The sequence below is a fragment of the Pseudoalteromonas sp. SR41-4 genome (assembly GCF_014163985.1).
Classification (GTDB): Bacteria; Pseudomonadota; Gammaproteobacteria; order Enterobacterales; family Alteromonadaceae; genus Pseudoalteromonas; species Pseudoalteromonas rhizosphaerae.
In genome coordinates this window covers 91,295-104,002 of the sequence record NZ_JACJEI010000015.1, presented here as the reverse complement: position 1 = coordinate 104,002, position 12,708 = coordinate 91,295, and the positions used below count along the sequence as shown (strand labels likewise).

14 protein-coding genes, 3 tRNA genes and 1 riboswitch are annotated in these 12,708 nt (G+C 42.9%); of the genes, 12 read left to right on the top strand and 5 right to left on the bottom strand.

All coding sequences use genetic code 11. The annotated features are described in order from the left end of the window. Positions 1-7 precede the first annotated feature (7 nt). From H5180_RS13500 to H5180_RS13465, 8 genes are all read left to right on the top strand, one after another. The gene (locus H5180_RS13500) at positions 8-403 is read left to right on the top strand and encodes a thioesterase family protein (RefSeq protein WP_145234627.1); all 396 of its coding nucleotides are present in this window, start codon (positions 8-10) and stop codon (positions 401-403) included. A gap of 124 nt (positions 404-527) precedes the next feature. Continuing rightward, positions 528-929 (top strand): META domain-containing protein, encoded by a 402-nt coding sequence (locus H5180_RS13495; protein WP_310736442.1) that lies wholly within the window; start codon positions 528-530, stop codon positions 927-929. Between the two features lie 55 nt (positions 930-984). Further along, a riboswitch (TPP riboswitch) is annotated at positions 985-1,096 on the top strand. Between the two features lie 168 nt (positions 1,097-1,264). Beyond that, entirely contained in the window at positions 1,265-3,217 is a 1,953-nt protein-coding gene (gene thiC / locus H5180_RS13490; RefSeq protein ID WP_220493106.1) for a phosphomethylpyrimidine synthase ThiC, read from the top strand. An 85-nt stretch (positions 3,218-3,302) separates the two neighbouring features. Continuing rightward, positions 3,303-4,304 (top strand): FAD-dependent oxidoreductase, encoded by a 1,002-nt coding sequence (locus tag H5180_RS13485; protein ID WP_182758381.1) that lies wholly within the window; start codon positions 3,303-3,305, stop codon positions 4,302-4,304. Positions 4,305-4,324: 20 nt separating this feature from the next. Beyond that, positions 4,325-4,522 (top strand): sulfur carrier protein ThiS, encoded by a 198-nt coding sequence (gene thiS / locus H5180_RS13480; protein WP_182732524.1) that lies wholly within the window; start codon positions 4,325-4,327, stop codon positions 4,520-4,522. Between the two features lies 1 nt (position 4,523). Further along, the gene (locus tag H5180_RS13475) at positions 4,524-5,321 is read left to right on the top strand and encodes a thiazole synthase (RefSeq protein WP_182758380.1); all 798 of its coding nucleotides are present in this window, start codon (positions 4,524-4,526) and stop codon (positions 5,319-5,321) included. A 33-nt stretch (positions 5,322-5,354) separates the two neighbouring features. Continuing rightward, a complete protein-coding gene (gene thiE, locus H5180_RS13470; RefSeq protein ID WP_182732513.1) occupies positions 5,355-6,890 on the top strand; it encodes a thiamine phosphate synthase in 1,536 nt (511 codons plus the stop codon). Further along, positions 6,883-7,656 (top strand): HesA/MoeB/ThiF family protein, encoded by a 774-nt coding sequence (locus H5180_RS13465; protein WP_182758379.1) that lies wholly within the window; start codon positions 6,883-6,885, stop codon positions 7,654-7,656. Before thiE ends, H5180_RS13465 begins: the two co-directional genes overlap by 8 nt. An 86-nt stretch (positions 7,657-7,742) precedes the next feature. Here the strand turns inward: H5180_RS13465 and asd are convergent, their stop codons facing one another. Then, positions 7,743-8,609 carry an archaetidylserine decarboxylase gene (gene asd, locus H5180_RS13460; protein ID WP_182758378.1) on the bottom strand — a complete coding sequence of 289 codons (867 nt, stop codon included), beginning with the start codon at positions 8,607-8,609 and terminating at the stop codon, positions 7,743-7,745. 18 nt (positions 8,610-8,627) lie between these two features. After that, complete coding sequence (gene rsgA / locus H5180_RS13455) at positions 8,628-9,686, bottom strand: small ribosomal subunit biogenesis GTPase RsgA (RefSeq protein ID WP_182758377.1); 1,059 nt, start codon at positions 9,684-9,686, stop codon at positions 8,628-8,630. 121 nt (positions 9,687-9,807) lie between these two features. On the opposite strand from rsgA, the gene orn reads away from it, so the two are divergent. The 4 genes from orn to H5180_RS13435 all read left to right on the top strand — a co-directional run bounded on the left by orn (position 9,808) and on the right by H5180_RS13435 (position 11,033). Beyond that, entirely contained in the window at positions 9,808-10,353 is a 546-nt protein-coding gene (orn, locus tag H5180_RS13450) for an oligoribonuclease (RefSeq protein WP_145234646.1), read from the top strand. 247 nt (positions 10,354-10,600) lie between these two features. Then, a tRNA-Gly gene (locus H5180_RS13445) sits at positions 10,601-10,676 on the top strand. Positions 10,677-10,835: 159 nt separating this feature from the next. Next, positions 10,836-10,911, top strand: a tRNA-Gly gene (locus tag H5180_RS13440). A 46-nt stretch (positions 10,912-10,957) separates the two neighbouring features. Continuing rightward, a tRNA-Gly gene (locus H5180_RS13435) sits at positions 10,958-11,033 on the top strand. Positions 11,034-11,212: 179 nt separating this feature from the next. Here H5180_RS13435 and H5180_RS13430 read toward each other — a convergent pair. The 3 genes from H5180_RS13430 to H5180_RS13420 all read right to left on the bottom strand — a co-directional run bounded on the left by H5180_RS13430 (position 11,213) and on the right by H5180_RS13420 (position 12,617). Then, on the bottom strand, positions 11,213-11,638 hold the full coding sequence (locus H5180_RS13430) for a secondary thiamine-phosphate synthase enzyme YjbQ (RefSeq protein ID WP_145234649.1): 426 nt from the start codon (positions 11,636-11,638) through the stop codon (positions 11,213-11,215). Continuing rightward, positions 11,635-12,102 carry a chemotaxis protein CheX gene (locus H5180_RS13425; RefSeq protein WP_145234652.1) on the bottom strand — a complete coding sequence of 156 codons (468 nt, stop codon included), beginning with the start codon at positions 12,100-12,102 and terminating at the stop codon, positions 11,635-11,637. Before H5180_RS13425 ends, H5180_RS13430 begins: the two co-directional genes overlap by 4 nt. A gap of 80 nt (positions 12,103-12,182) precedes the next feature. Then, positions 12,183-12,617, bottom strand: coding sequence for a transcriptional repressor (locus H5180_RS13420; protein ID WP_145234655.1), 435 nt, complete (start codon positions 12,615-12,617; stop codon positions 12,183-12,185). Between the last annotated feature and the right edge of the window lie 91 nt (positions 12,618-12,708).

Here is a 12,708-nt window from a genome sequence, read left to right as displayed (position 1 = left end):
TACAAATATGACCTTTAAAGTTGACTTTAAAGTACGCGACTACGAATGCGATTTACAAGGCATTGTAAATAATAGTGTGTATTTTAATTACCTAGAGCATGCGCGCCATGAGTTTTTGCATGCGAATGGGGTTGATTTTGCTCAGCTTACTCGCGATAAAATTAATTTAGTCGTAATGCGTAGCGAGATGGATTATAAGCAATCACTAATGCCCGGAGATGAGTTTTATGTCGCTGTAGAGCCTGAGCGTATTAGTCGCTTAAAGTTTGGCTTTCGACAAACAGTGGTAAGAAAGCATGATGAAAAAGTGATGTTAAAGGCACTGGTGATTGGCACCGCGGTGAATGAGCTAGGTCGGCCATTTTTGCCCGATCAAGTTGATCTACTATTTAAGCCTGAGTAATTTTCCGGTGCCACCTTTTTTACTATCTTAGAACATTTTTTTACATTAAAAACATGCATTATTAACGGTATAAACTGTTATTTATTGTTATCATGTTGCAATTGAGTTTTAGGTTAGTAATTACATGAAATTAGCAGCAATCCCGATGCTTATAATCGGTTTATGTATTGGCTGCTCATCGACAGGGACAGTCACCAGTGAGCAATTAAAATACACTAAGTGGCAACTATCACGGGTTGATGGTTTAGCAATCCCTGCATCATATTCAGCATCATTAAGTTTTATTGAAGCTCTGCAAGTCAATGGTTTTGCTGGTTGTAATAAATTTTTTGGTGAAGGTCAACTTGATGATAATCATTTAACGGTGAATAAATTAGGCATGACCCGTAAATCATGCGGAGATGAGTTGGACGAGTTTGAACTGCAGTTTTTAAATGCGTTAAAGCAAGGTGTGCCACTGCAAATTCAAGATCAGCAATTGGTTTTAAATGGCGAGCAAACATTTGCGTTTATTCCCGCAAGTTGATCTCTTGCAGGCTTGCAATATCTAACGTACACTCGTTAGCGAACAATATATAGAATTTTACTTGTCGGAGTGCCTTGAGTTTTTAACTTAAAGGCTGAGATCGCGAAAGCGGGATCCGTGAACCTGATCAGGCTAACACCTGCGTAGGGAACAAGCTGCCTAAAACGGGTGCTTGTGCGCCAGTTTTGGGCATAAGCACTGTGGCTGCCAAGGTTGGTAGTGCTTTTTTGTAACACCAATCTACGATCCATGTAGCATTTGCTACTCTCTATTGCGTTGCTTTTTATCGCACAGCAGTATCTGACAAGACAACCCTTTTAGCAATGAGGTAAGTCATGTCAAACACATCAAATAAACCGTCTCGCCGCGAAACTCGTGCGGCTGCATCAGATTATATTTATAACCTTACTGGGCAACCATTTCCAAGCTCACACAAAGTTTATGTACAAGGTACGCAAGATAATGTGCGTGTTGGTATGCGTGAAATTACTTTGAGTGATACCTTTATCGGTGGCACCGATGAAAACCCAGTGTACGAATCAAATGCACCACTGCGTGTTTATGATACGTCAGGCCCATACACAGATCCTGATTTTACTCTAGATGTTCGTAAAGGGCTGGATAAGTACCGCGAACAGTGGATTGAAAGCCGTGGCGATACTGAAATTTTAGGCTCAGTCAGCTCGCAGTTTTCTCAGCAACGCATGGCCGATGAAGGCCTTGATCATATTCGTTTTGAGCATCTCCCAAAAATTCGCCGCGCTAAAGCCGGTAAAAATGTCACGCAAATGCATTATGCTCGCCAAGGTATTATCACACCGGAAATGGAATATGTCGCAATTCGTGAAAACATGGGCCGTGCGCAACTTCAAAAAGAGTTATTAGCACAGCAGCACCAAGGCGAGTCGTTTGGTGCGAGTATCCCTGAGTTTATTACTCCTGAATTTGTGCGTGATGAAATTGCCCGTGGTCGTGCGATTTTACCTAACAACATTAATCACCCAGAAACCGAGCCGATGATTGTAGGGCGCAATTTTTTAGTGAAAGTGAACGCTAATATTGGCAACTCATCAGTTAGCTCATCTATTGAAGAAGAAGTTGAAAAAATGGTCTGGTCAACCCGCTGGGGCGCTGACACAGTTATGGATTTATCAACGGGTCGTTATATTCATGAAACTCGTGAATGGGTAGTACGTAACTCACCAGTGCCAATTGGTACAGTGCCTATTTATCAAGCGCTTGAAAAAGTAAATGGGGTTGCCGAAGATCTAACGTGGGAAATTTTCCGCGATACTCTAATTGAACAAGCCGAGCAGGGTGTGGATTACTTTACTATTCACGCGGGGGTGTTATTACGCTACGTTCCAATGACGGCAAAACGTGTCACTGGGATTGTGTCGCGCGGCGGTTCAATTATGGCGAAATGGTGTTTAGCGCATCATAAAGAAAACTTCCTTTATACTCATTTTGAAGATATTTGTGAGATTTTGAAACAGTACGATGTGTGTTTCTCATTAGGAGATGGCCTGCGTCCTGGTTCAATTGCAGATGCCAACGATGACGCGCAATTTAGTGAACTGCGTACGTTAGGTGAGCTGACCAAAATCGCGTGGAAACACGATGTACAAGTGTTTATTGAAGGCCCAGGGCATGTGCCAATGCATATGATCAAAGCTAATATGGAAGAGCAGCTTAAGCATTGCGACGAAGCACCTTTTTACACCCTTGGCCCGCTGACAACTGACATCGCCCCAGGCTATGACCATATCACCTCTGGTATTGGGGCGGCGCAAATTGCATGGTATGGCTGTGCAATGCTGTGTTATGTCACACCAAAAGAGCATTTAGGTTTACCAAATAAAGAAGACGTTAAAGAAGGGCTGATCACCTATAAAATTGCCGCTCATGCCGCCGATTTAGCCAAAGGTCATCCCGGAGCGCAAGAGCGTGATAATGCGTTATCAAAAGCGCGTTTTGAGTTCCGCTGGCATGACCAATTTAATATTGGTTTAGACCCTGTTCGTGCTCGTGAATACCATGACGAAACACTGCCACAAGAATCTGGCAAAGTAGCGCATTTTTGCTCTATGTGTGGGCCAAAATTCTGCTCAATGAAAATCACCCAAGAAGTAAGAGAATACGCTAAAGATCTAGAAGCCAGAGGCATAGATCCTAACAACGTAGGTGATGCTATTGAGATCAAAATGGTCGATGTTGAAGCCGAGATGCAAGCTAAATCAGCCGAATTTAAACAAAGCGGCTCAGAGATTTATCATAAAGCGGTTTAAAAACTAGTTAGCGAGTTAGAGAGTTGGCGAGTGAAAAGCTCGCTAACTTTACTCTTGTAGCTAGAAAACTGAATTAAGGATTCTCATGTCTTACAATATTGCGGTGGTGGGGTTTGGTTTAACGGGGCGTTTAACGGCGCTTGAGTTGAGTTTACAGCATCGGGTAACTGTTTATGAAGCGGGTGACGAACAAGCGCTTGATAGTGCAGGAAGAGTGGCAGCGGCGATGCTTGCACCACTGGCTGAATCTGTATTCTGCGAGCAAGACTTGGCCTTGATGGGGCTGGATTCAATAAAGCGTTGGCCGAGAATTTTAGCGCAACTTGATGAAGCGGTGTTTTTCCAACAGCAAGGTACACTTGTGGTTGCACACCAGCAAGATAAAGGTGACTTACAAAGTTTTATACAGCGTTTAAAGCCTTTAGCTGAACATCAAGGACATCAGTTAACAGGGGCACATATTGCTGAATTAGAGCCAGAGCTTACAGGGCGTTTTAACCAAGGTGTGTATTTACCTTGCGAAGGGCAAATTGATAATCAGGCTTTTTATCAAGCCAGTTTTAACACTCTAAAGCAGCGTAATGTGAGCTTTAAGTTTGCACAACAGGTTGATGTAACATCGCTAAATCTACAGCAATCGTTTGATTATATTATTGATTGCCGTGGCCTTGGCGCTAAAAGCGCAGCGTGTAAGCTACGCGGAGTGCGTGGTGAAGTAGTGCGTTTGTACGCCCCTGAGGTTAATTTAACGCGGCCAGTGCGGTTAATGCACCCGCGTTATCCTATTTATATTGCTCCGAAGCCAAATCATCAATACGTAATTGGCGCGACAGAAATTGAATCACAAGATAAGGGGGCTGCCACTGTGCGTTCGACTCTTGAGCTGTTGTCAGCAGCGTACACAGTACACAGTGGTTTTGCTGAGGCGCGAGTGTTGAATATTCAAACCGGCCTGCGTCCTGCATTTAGTGATAATCGCCCGCAGGTTTCCCAGCAGCAAAATGTGGTCAGCATTAATGGCTTATATCGTCATGGTTATTTACTCGCACCGAGTTTAGTGGCCGATGCCATTGCACGGATAAAATAAGGCTTATTATGAAAGTAAGTATGAAAATAACAATTAATGGTCAACATTTTGAGTTAGCAGATAACGCCAATGTAGCCCAAGGTTTGACGCAGTTTGCAGCAAAAGAGCCTTTTGCAGTGGCGCTTAATGGTCAATTTATACCGCGTAGTCAATGTGATACTACCTTACTTAACGAAGGCGATAGCATTGAATTACTGTCACCGATCCAAGGTGGCTAATATGAGTAGCGTAATATCAGATAGTTTCAGTATTTATGGTGAGCAGATCACTAGTCGGTTATTAATTGGCTCAGCACTTTATCCATCACCTGCGGTTATGGCCGATTCGATTGTTGCCTCTGGCTCGCAGATTGTTACTGTGTCATTACGACGTCAACAAAGTGCCGCCGCAGGAGATGACTTTTGGCAATTGATCAAAGATACGGGCTTAAAAATTCTACCCAATACTGCAGGCTGTCACAGTGTCAATGAAGCAATTACACTGGCACAAATGTGCCGCGAAGTGTTTGCTACCGATTGGATAAAACTTGAGTTGATTGGTGATGACTATAACCTGCAACCAGATCCATTTGCATTACTGGAAGCGACACAGATTTTATTAGCCGAAGGCTTTAAAGTATTACCTTATTGTACTGACGACTTAGTGTTATGTCAGCGTTTAGTTGATGCAGGGTGTGAAGTGCTGATGCCGTGGGGAGCGCCTATTGGCACAGGTAAGGGCTTGTTAAATAAATATAACTTAAAAACTATTCGGGAGCGCTTACCCGATACCACATTGATTGTTGATGCTGGCCTTGGCTTACCATCACACGCCTGCCAAGCGCTTGAATTAGGTTATGATGCGGTGTTATTGAATTCGGCTATTGCAGGGGCGGGCTGCCCTGTTACCATGAGTCATGCATTTAAAGCAGCCGTTGATGCGGGTCGTTTTGCTTACCGAGCGAAGGCGATGCCAGAAAAAGACGTCGCTGCGCCATCTACGCCCACTATGGGTATGCCATTTTGGCATCAACAGTAATAAATGAAGTAAAAAATTAGGAAATACGTAACTATGAATCATGTTGTTTGGACAATTGCTGGCTCTGACTCTGGCGGTGGTGCAGGTATTCAGGCGGATATTAAAGCGATGCAAAGTTTTGGCGTCCATGGTTGTACAGCGATCACCGCATTGACTGCGCAAAACAGCCTAGGCGTTGAAGCACTTAACCCGATTTCAACCGATGTTATTGAGTCGCAATTACTCGCCCTTGAAAGCGACATGAAAGCCCGTGTTATTAAAATTGGTATGCTCGCCAATGTGCAGCAAATTCAATTGATCAGTGAGCATCTAAAACATTATAAAGCCACTTGGCCGGTTGCGCCTTTGGTTGTATATGATCCGGTGGCCATTGCTAGCAGTGGTGACTTACTGACAGAAGAAGATACCGTTAGCGCAATTAAAGAATGCTTATTGCCGCTGGTGGATGTGATCACTCCGAATACCCATGAAACGCAGTTGCTCACTGGGATATATTTAATTGGTCCCAGTGCTGTGATCGAGGCTGCGCAAAAGCTGCAAAGCTGGGGCGCAAAAGCGGTGCTGATCAAAGGTGGCCATTGGGATTATCCAAGCGGATATTGCATTGATTACTGCAGTGATGCCAGCTCTTATGGCAGTAATGAATATTGGCTTGGTAACGAAAAAATTCAAACGCCGCACAGCCATGGTACCGGTTGTAGTATGGCGTCAGTGATTGCAGCGTGTTTAGCGAAAGGTTACCCGCTTAAAGATGCCTTTATTTTAGCCAAAGCCTATATAAATCAAGGCTTAAAAGCTGCGGTTCGTTATGGTGAAGGAATTGGCCCTGTGGCACAAACGAGCTTTCCCGATAATCTTGATGATTACCCACAAGTCATTGAAGCGGGTAGTTGGCTGGGTGATGAGCTGGATTTTGAACAACCAAACGAATTTACTATGGCGGCAGGTTTTACTGAGTGTGAAAACAAACAGCTTGGTTTATATGCAGTGGTTGATAGTCTCGATTGGTTAGAAAAGTGTTTAGCGCAAGGCGTTAAAACTGTACAACTTAGAATGAAAAACGCCAGCGAAGAAGAGCTTGAACACGCTATTGCTGCGGCGGTCACACTTGGTAAAAAGTACGATGGCAATGTGTATATCAACGATCATTGGCAGCTGGCGATCAAACATGGCGCTTATGGTGTGCATTTAGGTCAAGAAGATTTACTTGAGGCTAATCTGGTGGCCATTAAAGAGTCGGGCATGCGTTTGGGGATTTCGACCCATGGTTTTTATGAAATGCTGCGCGCTCATAATTACCGCCCGAGTTATATGGCGTTTGGCGCTATTTACCCAACCACGACCAAAGATATGACAGGGCAAATTCAAGGGCTTGAAAAGTTAAAGCGTTTTGTGCCGTTAATGAGTGATTACCCAACGGTAGCTATTGGTGGCATTGATTTATCACGAGCGGGCGAGGTTGCTGCAACCGGTGTTGGCAGTGTAGCTGTTGTTAGGGCTATTAGTGAAGCAAGTGACTATCAACAGGCGATTGCCGATTTACAAGTGGCTATTAATAGCAATGAGTGAGGCAATAAAAGGATCTTTATCTGACAAAGAGCAGTTACGTTACAGTCGTCATTTAATGCTTAAAGAAGTCGGCTTTGAAGGGCAGTTAAAGCTCAAAGCCGCTCACGTTGTGGTAATTGGAGCGGGGGGGTTAGGCAGCCCCGCATTACTGTATTTAGCTGCGGCTGGCATTGGCGAATTAAGCTTGTTAGATGATGATAAGGTTGAGCTTTCAAATTTACAGCGCCAAGTGCTCTATAAAGTAAATCATTTAGGGCAAGATAAGGTCAGCGCTGCGGGCAAAGTATTAAGCAGCTTAAATAATCAAATCAAGATCAACACAGTAAGTGCAAAATTAACCACTGAAAATGCTGAGCAAGTTTTTACTGGCGCAACCTTAGTACTTGATTGCAGCGATAACTTCAGCACTCGCTATGTAGTAAACCAGCAATGCTTGGCACTGGGTATTCCACTGGTGTCGGGGGCGGCAATAGCGAGTGAAGGGCAGCTGATGTGTTTTGATTTTCGCCAGCCACAGAGCCCTTGTTACGGGTGTATATTTGGAGCACAACCGCAACAGCAAGCGCTTAATTGCAGTAACGCGGGCGTGCTTAGTCCGTTGTTAGGTGTTATTGGCTCGATGCAAGCACTGTTGGCAGTTAATATCTTGCTGGGCCATCATCAAGGCAGTCAGTTTATTCGTTTTGATGGGCTAAGTTTAGCGCAGCAGCAGTTTAAATTAACTAAAGCGCCCGAGTGTACTGAGTGTGCAGGGGAAAGAACTTAAATAAAAAACGCGGCATGACTGCATTAGTCGGTCCGCGTTTTTAATTAAAATGAGTTATAACTTAATTATTAATTAGGTATTAATCATCAATCATCAACTTTAGCAAACGGTGTGCCCATGCGAGTCACTGTGCCTGGTTTTTGATCATCAAAGATATCTGCTTTATTAGCACCCCAGGCTAAAATAACCGTGGAGCCTAATTTAAAGCGACCCATCTCTTCACCCTTTTTCAAGGTAATTGCATTTTCACCTGAGGTTTTGTAATTCCAGCTAAATACATCTTTACCTGCTGGTGGTGTAACTGTACCTGCCCAAATAGTTTCGATACTGGCAACAATTGTTGCACCCACTAATACCATGGCAAGCGGGCCAATTTCAGTCTCAAAAATGGCTACTACGCGTTCGTTACGAGCGAATAGATTAGGTACATTTTGCGCGGTAAGTGGGTTTACTGAAAATAAATCACCGGGGACGTAAATCATTTTACTCAAGGTGCCATCAATCGGCATATGAATACGATGATAATCTTTTGGCGCTAAGTAAATCGTTGCAAAGTCGCCGCCTAAAAATGGCGCTGTATCTTGCTCTGAGCCGCCAAGTAAAGCTTGTAAGCTATAGTCATGTCCTTTGGCTTGAATAAGCTGGCCTTCAACAATTGGGCCTAATTGACTGATGGCACCATCTACAGGGTGAGTAATGATGTCATCTTCAGTGGTTAATGGCCGAACGCCTTCTTTTAAAGGACGAGTAAAAAACTCATTAAACGTTTTATAGTGAGCTGGGTCGCTATATTGCGCTTCATTCATATCAATTTTATATTGTTTAATAAACAATTTAATTAAAGTAGTTGTTAGTGCACCTGCTTTAGCTGCAGCTAACTTGCCTACCATACGGGATACAAAATGTTTTGGCATTGCGTACTGCATTGCGATTTTGAATTTGTCTAAACTCACAAGTTTTTTCCTAAAAAATTATACGCGTGGAGCACGAGCACCCGCTCGGCCATCGGCCATTGTTTCTAAAATTCTATGGTAGCTATCAAAACGTAGCTGTGAAATATCACCATCATCGATTGCTTGGCGAATTATACAGCCCGGATCATTTAAATGTTTACAGTCTCTAAAGCGGCAACCGCCAATAAACTCGCGAAACTCTTTAAAGCACCAAGTAACGCGCTCTACATCTAAATGCCACAAGCCAAATTCACGAATACCAGGGGAATCAATTAAGTTACCGCCTGAAGGTAAGTGATGAAGTCGTGACACGGTTGTTGTGTGTTGGCCAAGGCCACTATTTTCAGAGACTTCTTTGGTCAGTATTTCGGCATCAGGTAAAACAGTGTTAACTAAAGTTGATTTACCCACACCACTTTGACCAACAAAAATACTATTTTTATCAATTAAGGTTTCTTTGAGTGCATCAATACCGTAACCGGTTTTATTACTGACTAGTAATACTTGATAATCAAGTGACCTATAAATATCCAGAATTTTATTGATGTTAGCAAGCCCAGGCTCATCAATTAAATCTATTTTATTGAGCACTAAAATAGGCTCAATGCCCATATCTTCGCAAGCAATTAAATAGCGGTCGATAATACTGGGGGTAAACTCTGGTAGTACCGCAGAGACCATCAAAATCTGGTCAATGTTGGCGGCTATGACTTTTACACCGTCGTAAAAATCAGGGCGAGTAAGTTGCGAGCGCCGTTCATGCATTGCTTCTATAACGCCAGCTAAATCACCTTCGCTGACTTTTGCGCGGCGAAATTGCACTTCGTCTCCGCAAACAATACCTTTAACGGTACGGCGAATATTGCAGCGCAAAACATCTCCGTTATCAGTTTCAATATCGGCATGTTGACCAAACCGACTGATCACCACGGCATTTTCAGGCGCACCTAAATTGTCAGTTTGCCATTGCTCAACCTTGTTAGTGGTTGGCGCAGAATCTGCATTAGACAAGCGTTTTTGGTGATTGGCCTTAATCCTACGGGATTGACCTTTACTTAATTTCTTCTGTTTTGCCACTTTTGGCCCATAACTTAGTTAAATGTCGTGCTTTTTGAAAAAAAAGCTTTAGGTCGACTGATGATACTAATATGATATATCTAAATGCGTTAGATCTAAAGGAAAGCACCGCAAGGTAATTATGTCTTTTCATAAATCAAATCTGATTTGGCTCGACCTCGAAATGACAGGTCTTGAACCAAGTACAGACAAAATACTCGAAATCGCCACGGTTGTCACCGACAGTGCGTTAAACATCTTGGCTGAAGGGCCAACTATTGCTATTCATCAAAGTGATGAATTGCTTGATGGTATGGATGAATGGTGTACTAAGCAACATGGTCAGTCAGGGTTAACTGCACGCTGTAAAGCGAGCACATTCACAGAGCAAGATGCTGTTGAACAAACTTTGGCATTTTTAAAGCAGTGGGTTCCTGCAGGCGCTTCGCCTATGTGTGGTAATTCAATAGGCCAAGATAGACGCTTTATGAATAAATATATGCGTGAACTGGAAGATTACTTCCACTATCGTAATTTAGACGTAAGCACTATCAAAGAACTAGCACGACGCTGGAAACCAGAAGTTTTAGCACAAGTGCACAAAAAAGGTTCACACCTTGCTCTTGATGATATCAAAGATTCCATCATGGAATTAAAAGTCTACCAAGAAAAATTCTTTAATTTGTAAAAAACACTTGCAAACACATCGGATTATTGTAGAATCCTGCCCCGCTTAAGACGATAACCCCCGCGGGGTTAGTATGCTTGAGCAATTTGAATGCGGCACTAGTTCAGTTGCCGGAACGTTCACCGCGACCTGTCGCGGACCAACGGAAAAATTACTGACTATTTTGAATGCGGCACTAGCTCAGTTGCCAGAACGTTTACCGCGACTTGTCGCGCACCAACGGACAAATTACTGACAATTTTGAAATGCGGCACTAGCTCAGTTGGTAGAGCGCGACCTTGCCAAGGTCGAGGTCACGAGTTCGAGCCTCGTGTGCCGCTCCAATTTCTCACCAAAGAAATTGCAGCAAGTTTCAAATAAAAGCTATAAACTTTTTTAGAACCTATAACCTAAAAATTATAATGCGGCACTAGCTCAGTTGCCAGAACGTTTTACCGCGACTTGTCGCGCACCAACGGACAAATTACTGACTATTTTAAAATGCGGCACTAGCTCAGTTGGTAGAGCGCGACCTTGCCAAGGTCGAGGTCACGAGTTCGAGCCTCGTGTGCCGCTCCAATTTCTAACCAAAGAAATTGGGGTAAGTTTAAAGTGAAAATATTATGCGGTACTAGCTCAGTTGGTAGAGCGCGACCTTGCCAAGGTCGAGGTCACGAGTTCGAGCCTCGTGTACCGCTCCAATCTCTTTAAGCAATCTAAAATAAAATATGCCAAGGTCGAACTAAGTCATAAGCAGTTCGAGCCTCGTGTACCGCTCCAATCTCTTAAAAATGAATACCCACCCAAGTTTGATTGACAAGCAGTTATTGCTTAAAGCACATATCCAATTTATTTAGTATTTCAATTTAAATAGTTTTATTTAAACTTGCCCTTGCAGCGTTGCAATAATACGTCTTGCGCCGCCATGGTCACGATGTTCGCCTAAATAGATCCCTTGCCATGTACCAAGCTGTAAACGTCCTTGGCTAATTGGAATCGTTAGCTCGCAGCCTAAGGTACTCGTTTTTATATGCGCAGGCATATCATCATCACCTTCGTAATCATGACGATAATAAGGTTGGCGCTCGGGAACAAATTTATTGAAGTGACTTTCCATATCCATACGTACTGTCGGATCAGCATTTTCATTAATCGTTAAGCTGGCTGAGGTATGCTGTATAAAAAGGTGTAATAAGCCAATTTGGTAATCGGAAATCTCAGGGAGTTGGCTGAGTATTTCGCTATCAATAATATGAAAGCCTCGAGAGCGAGGCTTTAAAAGTAGTTGTTTTTGCAACCAGCTCATATTTTATCGAAACTAACTTCAATATTGGCATTACCGGCATCAGAGGTAAATGGGATCAATATTTTTGCCCCTTCACTTTTATGAGTTATGGTATGACCTTTACCAGACACAACGATTGGTGTAGCCATATTAAAGTCATAGCCTTTTTCACCAAGTAAATTTTTTGCCCCACCAGTGACCATATTGGTAATTTCACCAACCATATCGGTTACTTCTTCATTGATCGAATCAGGGCGTTCACCTAGCATTCTTTCCATAATAGTCAGGGCAAGGCTCTCATCAAAAGTGATCGAAAATGAACCTTTAGTTTGCGGTCCTACCATGCCAATTAATCCCGAAACGTCGCCACAGGCAACTTCATCTTTTTTTATTTTCGGCTTACCCGGTTTTAGTTCGGTTTGCGCCATTGTGCTGAGCACATTTAATAAAGATGATAAAAAAGGATTGATGAACTCTACATTCATTATTGTTTATCCCTCGAATTTAGCAGTTTAACTGCGGTTATACGTTAAAGTGTAGTGAGTTATTTTAGCTCTGCACTTAATTATTCTTTACAATTTCCACATCTACCATGGGCTTCAATAGTTTGCCCCGATACGACGAAACCACTCTCAGCAGCAAGACTATTAAGTTCATGCGAAATCACGCTAGAGTGTAGCTCTTTGACAAAACCACAACTATCGCATATCAACAGTTGTACAGGGTGGATATGATCAAAATGATGACACAACATAAATGCGTTAGTACTTTCAATTTTGTGAATAAAACCTAATTCAGCTAAAAAGTCTAAGGCACGGTAAATTGTGGCTGGTTTTGCTCCTGATTCAGTGAGTTTTAGTTGCTCTAATAAATCATAAGCGCCCACTCCGCCTTGCGCACTTGCTAATAGGCGAAATACTTTTTCACGAATTGGAGTGAATCGCGCACCGCGATTGTCACACACTTGTTTGGCTTTACTAACGAGTGATTCTATTTTCATCTTCTCTTATCCTTACGCTACCGTGATATACTAACATACTGTATTGTAGTTGCAGCGTTTTTATTAGACAGTTTTATTCTAGGAAGGCCAA